The organism is Saccharothrix texasensis, assembly GCF_003752005.1.
In the GTDB taxonomy this organism is placed as follows: Bacteria; Actinomycetota; Actinomycetes; order Mycobacteriales; family Pseudonocardiaceae; genus Actinosynnema; species Actinosynnema texasense.
Genome location: NZ_RJKM01000001.1, coordinates 8,847,598 through 8,863,260, shown reverse-complemented (window position 1 = coordinate 8,863,260; position 15,663 = coordinate 8,847,598). Strand labels below are relative to the sequence as shown.

Below are 15,663 nucleotides of genomic sequence, written 5' to 3'. Positions count from 1 at the left end.
CCACCGGGCAGGACTCCGAAGAGGAGATCGACGACGATGAGCCCTCGCCGGGCACGCCGACACGTCAGGTCCAAGCCGGCCGCCGCCTGCCTGTCCGCCGCGTTGGTCGCGGCGTCGGTGACCGTGCGGCCGGACCCGTCCTACCGGCGGCCCCCGTTCGAGGCTGGGGCACCCGGCTCGGTCCCGACGGCCAACCCACCGGCGGCCGGCAGGAAGGCGCCCACGCCGGACGAGACCAGTCCCACTCTCTTCCGCACCGACTGGAACGCCTACGGCCCCGAGGGCAGGGCCGCCGTCGACCAGCTCGACGTGCACCCTCGTGACCTGCCCGATCCACACCAACACCGACGTCCACGTCGACAACACCGACCAGCGGCGCGCCGTCACGCTCGACCTGTCGCGCTTCGGCGCGGTCCGCGCGAACGCCTCGGTGACGCCGGTGGTCAGCGACGCCGAGGGCGGCCTGGTGCGGGGCAGGCCGGTGCGAGTCGAGGAGGACCGCTCGGCGTCGGCGACCGCGAGCGCCACGCGGTGCGACGACGGCAAGCGGCTCGCCGACCGGGACGGCGGACTGGTGCTCGAAGCGGGCGCGCAGACCGACCCCGCCGCCCAGTGGATCATGTCGACCACCGGTGACGGCAGCTACACCTTCGTCAACGCCTCCTCCGGTCGCCTCTTCGACGTGGTCGGCCAGGGCACGGGCGTGGGCACCCGGGTGGGCGTGTACGCGCCCGACTCCGGGTCGAACCAGCGGTGGGCGGTCGTCGACCGGACTCCGCACGCGGGCTGACGGAACGACCGACCGACGAGAGGACAGGCGATGGTGTCGGACACCGGGCGGGCGACCGCGCCGAAGGCGACCCTGGTGTCCGACACCGTGCTGGACCGGGCCGCGCTGTTCTTCGTGTCCTACGACGGCGTGGTCAACAACAACTCCTTCCAACAAGACGCGATCGTCACCCACGCCGGCCACCAGTACGCGACCTGGTACACCGGCAGCCGCCACGCCGTCGTGGCGCGCAGGCGGCTCGGCGGCGAGTGGGAGAAGGTGGTGCTGCCACACCGGTTGAGCGTGGACGACTCGCACAACGTGATCTCGCTCGGCATCTCCCCGCGGGACGGGACGCTGCACGTCGCGATGGACACGCACGACAACCGCGTCTTCTACGTGCGGTCGACCCCCGGCCTCACCACCCGACCGCTCCCCTGGGACGCGTCGGCGTTCGGCGCGGTGCGACGGACCCTCGACGGCGTCGACCCGGGTGACATCACGTACCCGCAGTTCGTGGTGACCCCCGAGGACGTCCTCCAGCTGAGCTACCGCACGGGGTGCTCGGGCAACGGCGTCAACGAGCTGGCCGAGTACCGCGACGGCGGCTGGACCCGCCTGGGCGCGTGGAGTTCCGCCACCGGCGACTACACCGGACCGAACGGCGTCGTGTCCACGACGCGCAACATGTACCTGCACGGCCTGGACTACGACCGCGGCGGGCGGCTGCACGCCGCGTTCACGTGGCGCGAAGGCGACAGCGGCGTCCTCCACGCCCCCGGCGGCCTGGCCAACCACGACACGGGTTACGTCTACAGCGACGACCGCGGCCGCACGTGGCGCAACGACGCGGGAACCGTCGTGGGCACGACCGGCGGGACGCCCGTGGCCGTCTCCTCCCCCGACGTCCTCGTCGACCGCCTCGACCCCGACCACGCGCTCATGAACCAGGAGAGCCAGGCCGTCGACTCGACCGGCACGCCCCACGTGGTGATCAGCTCCGTGCCGGAGCGGTTCGTCCCCCGCGTCTCGGACTACGCGGCGCAACGGGCGCGGCACGCCCGCACCTTCCACCTGACCCGCGCGGACGGCGCCTGGACCAAGCGGGAGGTGCCCGTGCCGCCGCACAGCACCCAACGCACGAAACTCGTCCTCGACCGCGCCGACAACGCCTACCTGGTGATGCCCCGGGGCCGCATCGTGGCGGCGGGCAGGGCGAGCGGCTGGACCGACTGGGCCGTGCTCTTCGACGACCCGTCGCTGGCCGCGTTCGGCGAGGTCAACGTCGACCGGACCCGCGTCGCGGTCGACGGCGTCCTGTCCGTGCAGTACCAACAGGTCTCGTCGGGCACCACGCCGTCCCCGATCCGGGTGGCGGACTTCCGGTTGGGCTGAGGGACCGGGTCCCCGCGGTGGCGGGGACCCGGTCGTCGGTCAGCTGCGCCGCCACACCTGGTTCGGTTTGCCGTTGCAGTGCCAGAAGCCGACCGCGCTGCCGTTCGCGGTGGCCTCGCCGGTCACGTCGAGGCACAGGCCGGACCGGCCGTTGGTGACCGTGCCGTTCGACTGGAAGGTCCACTTCTGGTTGGCGCCGCCGTTGCAGTCCCAGATGACCAGCCGGGCTTCGGTGCCGCCACCGGCCTCGGCGTCCAGGCACTTGGTGTCGTAGACGCGCAGCTCCTGGGCGGCGGTGTGGGCCCACCGCTGGTTCACGCCGCCGTTGCAGTCCCAGAGGGTCGGCGAGGTGCCGTTGGCCCGGCTCGCGCCCGGCACGTCGAGGCACCGGTTCGACCCGGCGCCGCGCAGCACCCCGTCGGTGGGCGTCGGGGTGGATCCGCCGCCCCACCCCCACCGCAGCCGGTCCGCGCCGCTGGGGTTGGTGACGTTCAGGGTGAGGTCGGTCCCGCTGCCGCTCAGGGTGGTCAGGGAGTAGCTGTCACCGGTGCGCAGACCCGGCCAGTAGACCGAGCCCATGCCGAGGGAGCGCAGGGTGTCGGTCGCGGCCTGGAGGTAGGCGACCTCGTAGGAGCCGTTGACCGGCCCGTTGTAGTCCAGGCCCGAGGTCATCTCGGCGCCGAACTCGTCCAGGACGGTGCGCGAGGCGCACGTGCCGATGCGCGCCCGGAGGTCGTCGGCCCACTGCCGCGGGCTGGTCCAGTCCTTGTGCCAGAACCCGTACTGGTGCAGCGCGAGGTAGGTGCCGTCGAGCCTGCTGTCGGCGCACACCGGCTTGACGTCCTCGCTGTAGCCGGTGCCGCCGACGAACACCCGGTTGCGCGGCACGGCCGGCCGGGCGGCCAGCCAGTTCGCGGCCACGTCGCGCCACTCCTGGCTGCTGTAGCCGAACGGCTCGTTCATCGGCTCGAAGTACACCGCGCCGACGGCCGCGTACTTCGCGGTGATGCGGTTCCACATCGCGTCGAAGGCGGCGGTGTCGTCGATGCGACCGTCCTTGGCCGCGGCCGACTCCCAGTAGCCCAGGACGACCTTGAACCCCTTGGCCGCGGCGGCGTCGATCGCCCCGGTGTAGGAGTTCCAGAACGGGCCGTTGACGGTGGTGGGGTTGACGGGCAGGCGCACGGTGTTCGCGCCGAGCCTGGCCTGGAACTGGCCGATGACCGCCGTGGCCTTGGCGTGGGTGGTGGCGTAGCTGTCCGACTTGGACAACCCCGAGGGCACGACCTCGTCGGCGGCGTAGTTGTCGCGCGGGTCGGCCCAGTTGACCCCCTTGAACTGGCTGGTGTCGGCGCCGGCGGGCGACGCGGTCGCGGTCAGCAGCCCGGCCACGCCCAAGGCGCAGCCGACCGCCGCCGCGACGCGGGCGAGGCGTCGGCGTCGGGTGGGCGAAGAGTTCATCGTTGATCTCCTCACGAGTGGTGCCGGGTGTCGCGGCCCTTGCGGACCACGTCATGTTTGCGCAAACATGGCTGGCGGCCGGGCCAGTCTGTGACCCGGGCGGCGGGCTGTCAAGAGAGCCGACCGGGACAAACCCGCTCCACGAGGTGGCGTCACGGCCCACTGGACAGGTCCGGGTCGACGGGCTAGCGTGCCGCCAAATGTTTGCGTAAACATCCTCGCCGTGGTCAACAGGAGAGACGATGACGTCCATCTCGGCGCCGGTCGAGGCGCCACCGGCACGTCCGGTCCGGCCGACGCGCGACGTCGGCCGCCTGCGCGTGGACCGCAAGGGCTGGCTGTTCGTCGCGCCGTTCCTGGTGGTGTTCGCCCTGGTGTTCCTGGCGCCGATCGCCTACGCGGTGTGGCTGAGCCTGTTCCGGGAGCAGGTGTTCTTCGGCGGCACGGAGTTCGTCGGGTTGGCCAACTACGCGGCGGTGCTCGGCGACGGGAAGTTCTGGGAGTCGTTCCTGCGGGTGCTGCTGTTCCTGGTGGTGCAGGTGCCGGTGATGCTGGGGCTGGCGCTGGTGGCGGCGCTGGCGATCGACAGCGCCCGGCTGCACGCGGCGGGGTTCTTCCGGATCGTGGTGTTCCTGCCGTACGCGGTGCCCGCGGTGGTGGCGACGCTGATGTGGGGCTTCATCTACGGCGACAGCTTCGGCCTCGCCGCCGACCTCAACCGGCTGCTGGGCGACGACGTCGTCTCGCCGCTGTCCGGCGACTGGATCCTGCTGTCGATCGGCAACATCGTGACGTGGGAGTTCGTCGGCTACAACATGCTGATCCTGTACTCGGCGCTCAAGGTCGTCCCGAACGACCTGTACGAGGCCGCGGCCATCGACGGCGCGGGCGCGTTCCGGACCATCCTGAGCGTGAAGCTGCCCGCGATCCGGGGCGCGGTGATGATCGCGACGATCTTCTCGATCATCGGCAGCTTCCAGCTGTTCAACGAGCCCAACATCCTGAGGTCGTTGGCGCCCAACGCGATCAGCACCTTCTACACGCCGAACATGTACGCCTACAACCTGTCCTTCGGCGGTCAGCAGTACAACTACTCGGCCACGGTGGCGATCGTGATGGGTGTCATCACCGCGATCATCGCCTACGTGGTGCAGCTGCGCGGCTCCCGGAAGGGTGCGTGACGACCGTGGCCCTGTCCCCGCTCCGGCCCCGCAAGTCCCGGGTGCTGACCACCGTCATGGCGGTGTACCTGGTCTACACGCTGGTGCCGCTGGCGTGGCTGCTGATCAGCGCCACCAAGACGCAGCAGGACCTGCTCTCGACGTCCGGCCTGGCGTTCGGCGGCACGTTCGCGCTGTTCGACAACATCGGGCAGACGTTCACCCACGACAACGGCATCTTCCTGCGCTGGCTGGGCAACACGCTGCTCTACGTCGTGGTGGGCGCGGGCGGCGCGACCGCGCTGGCCACCGCCGCCGGCTACGGCCTGGCCAAGTACCGCTTCCGCGGCCGGCGCGCGGTGTTCGCGGTGCTGCTCGGCGCCATCGCCATCCCCGGCACGGCGCTGGCCGTGCCCACGTTCCTGATGTTCAGCAACCTCGGGCTGACCAACACGCCGTGGGCGATCATCATCCCGTCGCTGGTCAGTCCCTTCGGCCTGTACCTGGTGTGGACCTACACCACCGAGGCCGTGCCGGACGAGCTGCTGGAGGCCGCCCGCATCGACGGCGCGGGCGAGCTGCGGATCTTCTTCACCGTCACCCTGCGCCTGCTCGCGCCCGGCGTGGTCACGGTCGCGCTGTTCGCGGTGGTGTCGACGTGGAACAACTACTTCCTGCCGCTGATCATGCTCAGCGAACCCGACTGGTACCCCCTCACCGTCGGCCTCAACCAGTGGAGCGCCCAGGCCTCGGGCGTCGGCGCGCAGCCGATCTACCACCTGGTGATCACCGGGTCCGTCGTCACCATCGTCCCGCTCGTCATCGCGTTCCTGCTGCTCCAGCGCTTCTGGCAGTCAGGCCTGACCGCGGGCAGCGTCAAGCAGTGAGCCTCTCCCACCGCCGCGAAAGGACCTCCCCATGTCACCCACCAGGCGCAGTCGCCAGGTGGCCGTAGTCCTGGCCACCGCCCTCGCCACCGCGCTCTCCGCGTGCTCCTCCGGCGGCGACGGCGGCACGACGCCGGGCGGCGCCACCGGCACGCAGGACGCGGTCGACGCCGCCCTGCGCGACGGCGGCGAGATCACCTACTGGAGCTGGACCCCGTCGGCCAAGGCGCAGGTCGAGGCGTTCCAGCAGGAGTTCCCCAACGTCAAGGTCAACCACGTCAACGCGGGCACCGGCAACGACCACTACACCAAGCTCCAGAACGCCATCAAGGCCGGCTCCGGCGCGCCCGACGTCGCCCAGGTCGAGTACCAGGCGCTGCCCCAGTTCGCGCTGACCGGCTCGCTGGTCGACCTGGGCCAGTACGGGTTCAACGCCTTCGAGGACGACTACACCCCCTCGACGTGGAACTCGGTCAAGGTCGGCGGCGGGCTGTTCGGCCTGCCGCAGGACTCCGGCCCCATGGCCCTGTTCTACAACAAGGCGCTCTTCGACCAGCACGGCATCACCGTGCCGAAGACCTGGACCGAGTACGTCGAGGCGGCCAGGAAGCTGCACGCCGCCGACCCGACCAAGTTCATCACCTCGGACACCGGTGACGCGGGCTTCGCGACCAGCATGATCTGGCAGGCGGGCGGCAAGCCGTTCACCACCGACGGCAAGTCGGTGAAGATCGACCTGCAGGACGAGGGCGCCAAGAAGTGGACCGCCACCTGGGACCGGCTCGTCGAGGAGAAGCTGGTCTCGTCGATCCCCGGCTGGTCCGACGCCTGGTACAAGGCGCTGGGTGACGGCACGATCGCCACGCTGGCGACCGGCGCGTGGATGCCGGGCGTGCTGGAGTCGTCGGTGCCCGGCGGCGCGGGCAAGTGGGCCGTGGCCCCGATGCCCACCTACGACGGCGGCGCACCGGTCACCGCGGAGAACGGCGGCGGCGGCCAGTCGGTGCTCAAGCAGAGCGCGAAGCCCGCGCTCGCGGCGGCGTTCGTGCGCTGGCTCAACAACGGCAACGGCGTCAAGCCGTTCCTGGAGAGCGGCGGCTTCCCCGCCACCAAGGCCGACCTGGGCTCCTCCGCGTTCAAGGACGAGGCCTCGCCCTACTTCGGCGGGCAGCAGGTCAACCAGGTCCTGACCGCCGCGGCCGGCCAGGTCGTGCCAGGCTGGAGCTACCTGCCCTACCAGCTCTACGCCAACAGCATCTTCAACGACACCGTCGGCAAGTCCTACGCCGACGCCACCGGCCTCGACCCGGGTCTGACCGACTGGCAGAAGGCGCTGGTCGACTACGGCAACCAGCAGGGCTTCACCGTCAACGGCTGACCCGGCGGCGGGACGGCCCTCACCCGGCCGTCCCGCCCACCGCGCACACCCCGCGCCACACCCGGAAGGAACACCTGATCCCGTGCCCGAGTTCAGCATCGGCGAGCGCGACTTCCTGCTCGACGGCAGGCCGTTCCGCATCCTGTCCGGGGCCTTGCACTACTTCCGCGTGCACCCCGACCAGTGGGCCGACCGCATCGACAAGGCCCGGCGCATGGGTCTGAACACCATCGAGACCTACGTCGCCTGGAACGCCCACGCGCCCACCCCGGACACCTTCGACCTCACCGGCGGGCTCGACCTCGGCCGGTTCCTGCGCCTGGTCGCCGACGCGGGGATGCGCGCGATCGTGCGGCCCGGACCGTACATCTGCGCCGAGTGGGACAACGGCGGTCTGCCCGCGTGGCTGTTCCGCGACCCGGAGGTGGGCGTGCGGCGCGCCGAACCCCGTTACCTGGCCGCGGTCAAGGCCTACCTCGACCGCGTCTACGAGGTCGTGGCCCCGCTCCAGGTCCAGCACGGCGGCCCGGTCATCCTCGTGCAGATCGAGAACGAGTACGGCGCCTTCGGCGACGACAAGACCTACCTCAAGACCTTGGCCGAGCACACCCGCGACGCGGGCATCACCGTGCCGCTGACCACGATCGACCAGCCGACGGACGAGATGCTCGCGGCGGGCAGCCTGGAAGGGCTGCACCTGACGGCGTCCTTCGGCTCCCGCGCCGTCGAGCGCCTGGCCGCGCTGCGCCGCCACCAGCCGACCGGTCCGCTGATGTGCGCCGAGTTCTGGGACGGCTGGTTCGACCACTGGGGCAGCCACCACCACACCACCTCGGCCGCGGACAGCGCCGCCGAGCTGGACGCGCTGCTGTCCGCCGGCGCCTCGGTCAACGTCTACATGTTCCACGGCGGCACCAACTTCGGCTTCACCAGCGGCGCCAACGACAAGGGCACCTACCAGCCGACCACCACCTCCTACGACTACGACGCGCCGCTGGACGAAGCGGGCGACCCCACCGCCAAGTACCACGCGTTCCGCGAGGTCATCGCCCGCCACCACGACGTGCCCGACGAACCGCCGCCCGCCGCGCGACCCACGCCGCGGCTCACCGCGCCGTTGACCGACCCGGTGCCCCTGCTCGACTGGTCGAAGCGCTCGACCTCCTGGCAGCGCCACGACACCGTGCCCCCGCTCGACGACCTGCCCGGCGCGCCGCGGCTGGCGCTGGCGACCACGCGGGTCGAGGCCACCGACCCCGCCGTGCTGTGCTTCGGCGAGGTGCGCGATCACGCCTCGGTGTTCCTGGACGGGTGGCCGGTCGGCGTGCTGCTGCGCGAGCACCACCAACGCGCCCTCGGCCTGCCGGGCGCGGCCGGTGAGCTGGCGGTCCTGGTCGAGGACCACGGCCGGGTCAACTACGGTCCGCGCATCGGCGAGCCCAAGGGGCTCATCGGCGGCGCGGCCCTCGGCGGGCATCCCCTGACGGGGTGGGACGTCCTCCCGCTCGCCCTCGACGCGCCGCCGCCGGTGTGGACCGGCCGGGACGGCACGACGCCCGTGCCCGGGGCGGTGGCCGGCCCGGTCTTCCTGCGCGCCCGGTTCGACCTCGACCGGCCCGGCGACCTCCACCTCGACACGGGCGGCTGGGGTCGGGGCGTGGTGTGGGTCAACGGCTTCTGCCTCGGCCGCTACTGGTCGCGCGGCCCGCAGCGCACCCTGTACGCGCCCGGCCCGGTGCTGCGCGCGGACGGCAACGAGCTGGTCGTGCTCGAACTCGCCGCCCTGACCGACCCGACGGCCCGGTTCGTGCCGCGACCGCTGCTCGGCCACACCGAGGCCTGATCGATGTTTGCGCAAACAAGCCTGGTCGGGCGCGGGCTATAGTGGCCACGCGCCACACGGCGCCGAAGCGCCCGGTGGGAGGAGCCCTGACGTGACAGCGGAATCCACGTCCGGGGCGTCCCGGCAGCCCGCCGCGCGGCGCGCGCCGGCCCGTCGGGTGTCGATGGCCGACGTCGCCCGGATGGCGGGGGTGTCGGCGCAGACCGTGTCCCGGGTGTCGAACGGGCACCCCAGCGTCGTCGGCTCGACGCGCGAGCAGGTGCTGGACGCCATGCGGCGCCTCGGTTACCGGCCCAACAGCGCGGCCCGCGCGCTCAAGTACGGCGAGTTCCGCACCATCGGCGTCATCCTGTTCACCCTCTCCACGGTCGGCAACAGCCGCACCCTGGAGGCCATAGTGGACCACGCCGCGCACGAGGGTTACGCCATCACGCTGATCCCCGTGGCCGTGCCCACCCAGGACGGCGTGCTCGGCGCGTTCACGCGTCTCGGCGAGCTGGCCGTCGACGCGGTCATCGTGATCATGGAGGTCCACCTGCTCGACGCGGCCACCATGACCCTCCCGCTCGGCATCCCGGCCGTGATCGTCGACTCCAACGGGGGCGACCGCTACACCGTCGTGGACACCGACCAGGCCGACGGCACCCGCCAGGCCGTCCGCCACCTGCTCGACCTCGGCCACCGCACCGTCTGGCACGTCGCCGGCCCCGAGGACTCCTACGCCGCCGAACGCCGCGCCGAGGCGTGGCGCGACGCGCTGGTCGAAGCCGGCCTGCCGGTGCCCGCGATGGCGCGCGGCGACTGGTCGGCCGACTCCGGCTACCGGGTGGGGCTCGCGCTCGCCGACGAGCCCGGCTGCACGGCGGTGTTCGCGGCCAACGACCAGATGGCCCTCGGCCTGCTGCGCGCGTTCCACGAGAAGGGGAAGGTGGTGCCGCGCGACATCAGCGTGGTCGGGTTCGACGACATCCCCGACACCACCTCGTTCATCCCGCCCCTGACCACCGTGCACCAGGACTTCACCGAGGTCGGCCGGCGCTGCGTCGAACGCGTCCTGCGCCAGGTGCACCACCGCCGCACCAAGCCGGGCACCACCCTGGTCCCGACCCGGCTGGTCGTCCGCGCCAGCACCGCGCCGCCGCCGGCCTGACCGGACACCTCACGTGACCGCCGCCAGCCGGGACGCGTGCCAGAAGCCGGCGTGACGGCCGACGCGGCGCGACAACTCTTCGCGGGTTCCCGTCCACGGCGGTCGTCGCTCCCCCGCCCTGGTCAGGCCGACGCGAGGTGCTCCCTGAGGAACCCGGCGACCTCCGCCCGCGCGGCCTTCGCCTGCGGCACCACGTTCGGCATGCTGAGGAACGCGTGCGTCGCGCCCGGGTGCTCGGCGAGCCGCGCTGGCGTCCCGGCTTCGAGCAGCGCTTCGGCGTAACGACGGCCGTGGTCGGCCAGCGGGTCGAAGGTCGGCACCACCACGAGCGCCGGGGCCAGCCCGCCCAGGTCGTCGGCGTGCAGCGGCGACAGCGGCCGGGGATCCGTTCCCGGCGGCACGGCCAGGCGGTGGAACAGCCGCATCTGCTCGACGGTCAACGTCGGGCTGTCCGCGTGCCGGGTCATCGAGGCGTGGTCGTACATCGCCCCGGTGAGGTCGACGGCGGGGTTGGCCAGCACCTGCGCCCGCAGCGGCAGACCGGAGTCCCTGGCGCGGATCGCGGCCAGCGCGGCGATCAGCCCACCCGTGCTCTCGCCGAACACCGCGGTCCGCGCCGGGTCGACACCCCATCGCGCGGCGTCCCGCACCACGTGCCGCAGCACGTCCCAACCGTCGTCGACGGCGGCCGGCAGCGGTGTCCCCGGCGCGAGGAGGCGGTGCTCGACCGAGACGACGACGGCGGGCAGCCGTGTGGCGAGGTGGCTGTTGACCCAGTCGCTCTGCGCCGCGGTGCCGACGAACCCGCCGCCGTGCACGTGCACCACGAGCGGCAGGTCGGCGTGCCCGGTGGCCGGTCGGGACACCCGGACCCGCAGGGCCCGGTCGGGCAGGGCCACGTCCTGCCACCGGATCACGGCGCCCCGGTCCGGTCGCCCCGTGATCACCCGGATGAGGCGGGACGCCCGCTTGCGGTTCTCCGCGTCGCGGAAGGCGGCCAGCTCCCCGTCCGTCATGGCCGACCAGTCGGGTTCTCTCCGCAGGGCGTGCAGCAGCCGGATCCCCAGCGGCGGCCGTGCGACGCCGGTCACGTGGTCCATGTGTCCCCCTCCTCGACCACCGGGTTTCGCTACCGGCGGTATCGATACCGATCGTAGCGCAACTCGGTATCGTTCGACCATGACCCGAGCGACACCGCACGCCAAGCCGCCCGGCCGCCCGCGCGCCGGCATCGACGCCGCGGTCTTCGCCGCGACCCTGGGCACCGTGCGCGAGCTGGGCTACGCGGGCGCGACGATGGACCGCATCGCGGCGGCGGCGGGCGTCGCGAAGACGACGATCTACCGGCGCTGGCCGTCGAAGGGCGCGCTGATCACGGACTGCCTCGTGGACGCGTTGGGCCCCGTGCCGCTGGGGGGCGGCAGTCGGCGCGAGGACATCTCCTCGGCCATCCGCTGGATCGCGGCGAAGATCGGCGAGCCCGGGATCGGCGCGGCGTTCGCGGGCGTGTTCGTCGACGCGGTCAGCGATCCGAGCCTGCGCGAGGTCCTGTCCACGCGGTTGCAGGACCCGTACCGGATCGTGCTCCAGGACGCGCTCGACGAGCCGGAGCACCGGGTCCTGCTGCTCATCGACGTCATCGTCGGCACCCTGCTGCACCGGATGGGCATGACCGGCGTGCCGATGGTCGACGCCGACGTCGACGCGCTGACCGGGATGATCCTGCGGCACTTCGCCGACACCGGCGGACCGGCCTGACCACGCCGGTGTTCACAACTCGTTGTTCAGCCTGCTCCCGGCGAACCTGAACACGCCCGCCGCCGCTTGACTCGGGACCGGTAACCGAGCCCGTGCCGCGTTCACCGTCCGCGGCACGGGCTCCTCCCCCGCGGACAGGGAGGTCCCGTGGCGCGACGAGCAGTGGCATTGGCGCCGGCCGCCGCACTGGCAAGAACGGCGGCGCGCGGGGCACGACGCCGCCGGACGAGCGCAGGACCGTCCCGGCAAGGTGTGGCGGGACGCGACGCCGGACGTCGCCGTTCCTCGACGAAGGAGCTGTGATGAGCGCGAACCAGGAGCGGTACGGCGCGGGCCGGACCTACGACCGATCGTTCGGCGCGCCCGTCATCGGCCCGGTGATGTACTCCGGCGGCTACCCGAACCTGGCGCGCACCGGGGACGAGGTGTCGTTCTCGCTGTCGTTGTTCGGCGACCGGGAGGGCAACGAGGGCTACTCCAAGGTCACCTCCGCGCGGACCGCGCTGTACCGCGACGGTGAGCTGGTCGGCGAGAACGACAGCAGCGGGCACGGCGCGTTCCCGGTGCCGCCGGGGCCCGCGGTGTTCCGGGCGCGGGCCGAGGTGACGCGGGCGCCGGAGGTCTCGGACTTCAGCACGCGCATCACGGTGGACTGGACGTTCCGCTCGGACACGACCACCCGCGAGCGCCGGCTGCCGATGTCGGTGGTGCGGTTCACCCCGGAGCTGGACGCCGCGGGCAGCGCGCCCGCGTACCGACCGCTGACCGTGCCGCTGGTGGTGGACCGGCAGCGCGGCGTGGACAGCCCGCCGTTGCGCCACTTCCGCGTGGAGGTGTCCTACGACGACGGTGCGACCTGGGTGAGCCTGCCGGTGCTGGGCAGTGCGGCGCTGGTGGGCAACCGGGCCGAGCCGGGGACGTTCGCCTCGCTGCGCGTGCACGCCACCGACGGCCGGGGCGGCGAGCTGAGCCAGACCGTGATCCGGGCCTACCGGCTCGCCTGACGGTCCGCGGCAGGCGCCGGGCGGGTCTCCCTCCCGCCCGGCCCTGTCACGGGCACAGCGGTCGTGGCGGGACGCCCGGGAAGTGCGCCGCCCAGTCGACGTCGACCAGGTCCGCGCACACGTCGCGCACCACGCGGTCGACGTCCACCGCGAGCCGCCACAGCGCACCCCGCCGCAGCTCCACCATCAGCAGCTCGTCCCCCTCGTAGCGCACCGAGCCGAACTCCACCCCGGACGCGCGCAGCGACACCGGTTCCCCGCCGGCCAGGTCCCACAGCCACACCGACTCGCGGTGCAGCGCGGTGACGGCGCGGCCGTCGCGCGAGAACTCGACCACGGCCATCTCCGGGAGCCCGTCCGCCTCCAGCACGGTCGTCGTCCCGTCCAGCACGGTGAGCCGCCCGCCGTCGAGGTCGGAGACAGCGAGCAGCCCCGCCGGACCGGTCACCAGCCCCAGCCGGGCGGAGCGGCTGAGGACCGGGGTGGAGCGCCCGTCCAGGGACCACACCTCCACGTGGCGCCGGTCGCCTTCGCGGCGCACCAGGACCACGCCGGCGCCGTCCTGCAACGGCACGGCGTGCTCGACACCGGTGGCGGGCAGGCGGGTGCGGGCGGTGTCGCCGGGACGCCAGTGCACGGCCGCGCCGTCCTCGACGGCGGTCAGGAGGGTGCCCGCCGCGTCGATGCCCTCGGGGAACGGCCACGCCCTCATCGTGGTGGTCAGCCTCGGCACGTCGGGGTCGCCGATGTCCCAGAGCTGGAACTCGTCGGGTCGGACGACCACGAGCGCGGTGCGCTCGTCGCCGCTGATGAGGTTCAGGAAGCCGGTGGAGGGGATCGGGATCGCCCCGGCTCGCCGCCTGCTCGGCCCGTCACCGGTCCAGAACCGGTAGTTGATGCCGGGCGAGCCGGGTTCGGGGCCGAACTCGTGGGTCACGGCGATGCCGCCGGGCACGCGCAGGTAGCCGCCGTCCAGGGTGGTGGCGGTGCCCGCGGCGCGGGCGAGCAGGAGCGCGTCGCGGGCCTGGGCGGTGGGTGCGACGCGGTACGCGGCCAGCGCGAGCGCCGCCGCGTCGCGCGGGCGGGCCAGCAGGTCCAGGGCGCTGTCGGCGGCACGCATCGACAGCGCCTGGTTGCGTTCGCGGGCGGCGTCGCGCTGGGCCCCGACCGCGTACACGACGGTGGAGGCGAGCAGCAGCACGAGCGCGCCGAGGCAGGCGACGAGCACGCGCAGCCGGCGCACCGCGCGCTTGCGCACCGCTTCCCGGTCCCGTTCGGCGGTCAGGCCCGCGTCGACGAACTCGCGCTCGGCCGCGTTGAGGCGGGACGACAGGCGGCGCGCCTGGTCGAGGTGGACGCCGCGGTAGAGCGCGTCCGGGTCGCGGTCGTGCGCGCGCCAGGCGTCGGCGGCGTCGGTGAGCCTGCGGTGGGCGCGCAGCGCCTCGCGGTCCTCGTCCAGCCAGCCCACCAGCCTCGGCCAGGCGCGCAGCAGCGCCTCGTGGGTCAGCTCCACCGTGTCGCGGTCGAGGGTGATCAGCCTGGCCGCCGCGAGCCGGTCGAGGAGCGCGTCGCCCGCCTCCAGCTCGGCGCGGGCGACGCGGCGGCGGGTGTCCTCGGTGCCGTCGCCGGGCGCGACCAGCCGCTGGAATACCTGCCGCGCCACCTGCCGGTCCGGCTCGGACAGGGCTTCGCAGACCTGTTCGGCGCTGCGGGCCAGGGCGTGCTCGACGCCGCCCGCGTCCTCGTAGCCCGTCAGTGTGAGCACCGCGCCGCGACGTCGTCGCCACGTCTCGACGAGCACGTGCGAGGCGAGCGGCAGCGCGCCCGGCTGGGCGGCGACGTCCGCGATCAGGCGTGCCACCAAGGCGTTCTCCAGCGAGGCGCCTTGGCGGGCGGCGGGTTCGACGACCGCGCGGCGGAGCTGCTCGGCGCTCATCGGGCCGACGAGCGACTGCGAGCGGTGCAGCGCTTCGAGCAGCTCGGGGTGCCGGGCGCAGTGGCCGTAGAAGTCGGCGCGCACCCCGATGACGACGTGGGCGGCGCCGGCGGCGTGCGTGAGGGCCCGCACCAGCCAGCGCCGGTCGGCCTCCCGGCAGAGGGTGAAGACCTCCTCGAACTGGTCGACCACGAGCAGCAGGTCGTCGGCGGCCTGGCGCAGCAGCACGCGCAGGTGCTCGGGGTCGGCGGCGAGCTCGGCGCGCACCTCGACCGCGGACCGGTCGTCGGCGAGCGCCGCGGCCAACTCGGTGATCGGGTCCGCGCCGGGCGTGACGACCAGGTGCGCGTCCCACCGGGCGGCCAGTCCCGCGCGCAGCAACGACGACTTGCCCGCGCCGGACGCGCCGAACACCCCGACGAAGGGCCGTTCCCGCACCAGGGCCAGGAGCCTGCCCACCTCGGCCTCGCGACCGAAGAACCGGTCGGCGTCGGCGACCTGGTAGGCGGCGAGTCCCACGTACGGCGCGTCGCCGTCGTCCGGCCCCTCGGCGGCCAGCTCGCGCCAGCGGGCCGTCCACTGCTCGACGTCCCCCCCGCACGCGCGGACGAACGCCCGGGTCACCGCCAGACTGGGCAGCCGCCGCCCCGCCACCGCCTCGGACAGCGCGGCGGGCGAGTAGTTCGCCAGGCGGCCGAGTTCGCGGTAGGACGGCAGCCCGGCGCCGCGTCGCAGCCGCCTCAGGTCGCCGGCGAACTTCAGCACCGGGGTGTCCTCTTCGACCAGCGGCCGTTCCGTGCGCGGCACCCTGCTCCCCCTTCGACGCCCCCAACACTGCCCGTCGGAGGTCACCGGTGGGCATCGCCACGGCAAGGTCGCCGTCCGACGTCGTGTCACGTTGCGCAACGTTGCGCAAGACCCC

General features: G+C 73.1%; 12 protein-coding genes. 9 read left to right on the top strand and 3 right to left on the bottom strand.

Annotated elements, in window-relative coordinates; translation table 11 throughout:
• Positions 1-319: 319 nt before the first annotated feature.
• Together EDD40_RS42965 and EDD40_RS39505 are read left to right on the top strand one after the other, a co-directional pair.
• Complete coding sequence (locus tag EDD40_RS42965; protein ID WP_211348351.1) at positions 320-790, top strand: RICIN domain-containing protein; 471 nt, start codon at positions 320-322, stop codon at positions 788-790.
• A gap of 30 nt (positions 791-820) precedes the next feature.
• Positions 821-2,164, top strand: a complete 1,344-nt coding sequence (locus tag EDD40_RS39505) for a BNR repeat-containing protein (protein WP_123747412.1) — start codon at positions 821-823, stop codon at positions 2,162-2,164.
• A gap of 39 nt (positions 2,165-2,203) precedes the next feature.
• Here EDD40_RS39505 and EDD40_RS39500 read toward each other — a convergent pair whose 3' ends face one another.
• Complete coding sequence (locus EDD40_RS39500; RefSeq protein WP_123747411.1) at positions 2,204-3,625, bottom strand: ricin-type beta-trefoil lectin domain protein; 1,422 nt, start codon at positions 3,623-3,625, stop codon at positions 2,204-2,206.
• A gap of 242 nt (positions 3,626-3,867) precedes the next feature.
• Between EDD40_RS39500 and EDD40_RS39495 the strand changes: the two genes are divergently transcribed.
• The 5 genes from EDD40_RS39495 to EDD40_RS39475 all read left to right on the top strand — a co-directional run bounded on the left by EDD40_RS39495 (position 3,868) and on the right by EDD40_RS39475 (position 10,043).
• Complete coding sequence (locus tag EDD40_RS39495; RefSeq protein WP_170185373.1) at positions 3,868-4,806, top strand: carbohydrate ABC transporter permease; 939 nt, start codon at positions 3,868-3,870, stop codon at positions 4,804-4,806.
• A 56-nt stretch (positions 4,807-4,862) separates the two neighbouring features.
• The gene (locus EDD40_RS39490; protein WP_123748623.1) at positions 4,863-5,672 is read left to right on the top strand and encodes a carbohydrate ABC transporter permease; all 810 of its coding nucleotides are present in this window, start codon (positions 4,863-4,865) and stop codon (positions 5,670-5,672) included.
• A 31-nt stretch (positions 5,673-5,703) separates the two neighbouring features.
• Complete coding sequence (locus tag EDD40_RS39485) at positions 5,704-7,050, top strand: ABC transporter substrate-binding protein (RefSeq protein WP_123747410.1); 1,347 nt, start codon at positions 5,704-5,706, stop codon at positions 7,048-7,050.
• 82 nt (positions 7,051-7,132) lie between these two features.
• The gene (locus EDD40_RS39480) at positions 7,133-8,893 is read left to right on the top strand and encodes a glycoside hydrolase family 35 protein (protein ID WP_123747409.1); all 1,761 of its coding nucleotides are present in this window, start codon (positions 7,133-7,135) and stop codon (positions 8,891-8,893) included.
• 91 nt (positions 8,894-8,984) lie between these two features.
• Entirely contained in the window at positions 8,985-10,043 is a 1,059-nt protein-coding gene (locus EDD40_RS39475) for a LacI family DNA-binding transcriptional regulator (RefSeq protein ID WP_246038221.1), read from the top strand.
• Positions 10,044-10,165: 122 nt separating this feature from the next.
• Here EDD40_RS39475 and EDD40_RS39470 read toward each other — a convergent pair whose 3' ends face one another.
• Positions 10,166-11,143, bottom strand: coding sequence for an alpha/beta hydrolase (locus tag EDD40_RS39470; RefSeq protein ID WP_123747407.1), 978 nt, complete (start codon positions 11,141-11,143; stop codon positions 10,166-10,168).
• 79 nt (positions 11,144-11,222) lie between these two features.
• Between EDD40_RS39470 and EDD40_RS39465 the strand changes: the two genes are divergently transcribed.
• Together EDD40_RS39465 and EDD40_RS39460 are read left to right on the top strand one after the other, a co-directional pair.
• Positions 11,223-11,801, top strand: a complete 579-nt coding sequence (locus EDD40_RS39465; protein WP_123747406.1) for a TetR/AcrR family transcriptional regulator — start codon at positions 11,223-11,225, stop codon at positions 11,799-11,801.
• Between the two features lie 302 nt (positions 11,802-12,103).
• Complete coding sequence (locus tag EDD40_RS39460; protein WP_123747405.1) at positions 12,104-12,805, top strand: hypothetical protein; 702 nt, start codon at positions 12,104-12,106, stop codon at positions 12,803-12,805.
• A gap of 46 nt (positions 12,806-12,851) precedes the next feature.
• Here EDD40_RS39460 and EDD40_RS39455 read toward each other — a convergent pair whose 3' ends face one another.
• Positions 12,852-15,548, bottom strand: coding sequence for an nSTAND1 domain-containing NTPase (locus EDD40_RS39455; RefSeq protein ID WP_123747404.1), 2,697 nt, complete (start codon positions 15,546-15,548; stop codon positions 12,852-12,854).
• Positions 15,549-15,663 lie beyond the last annotated feature (115 nt).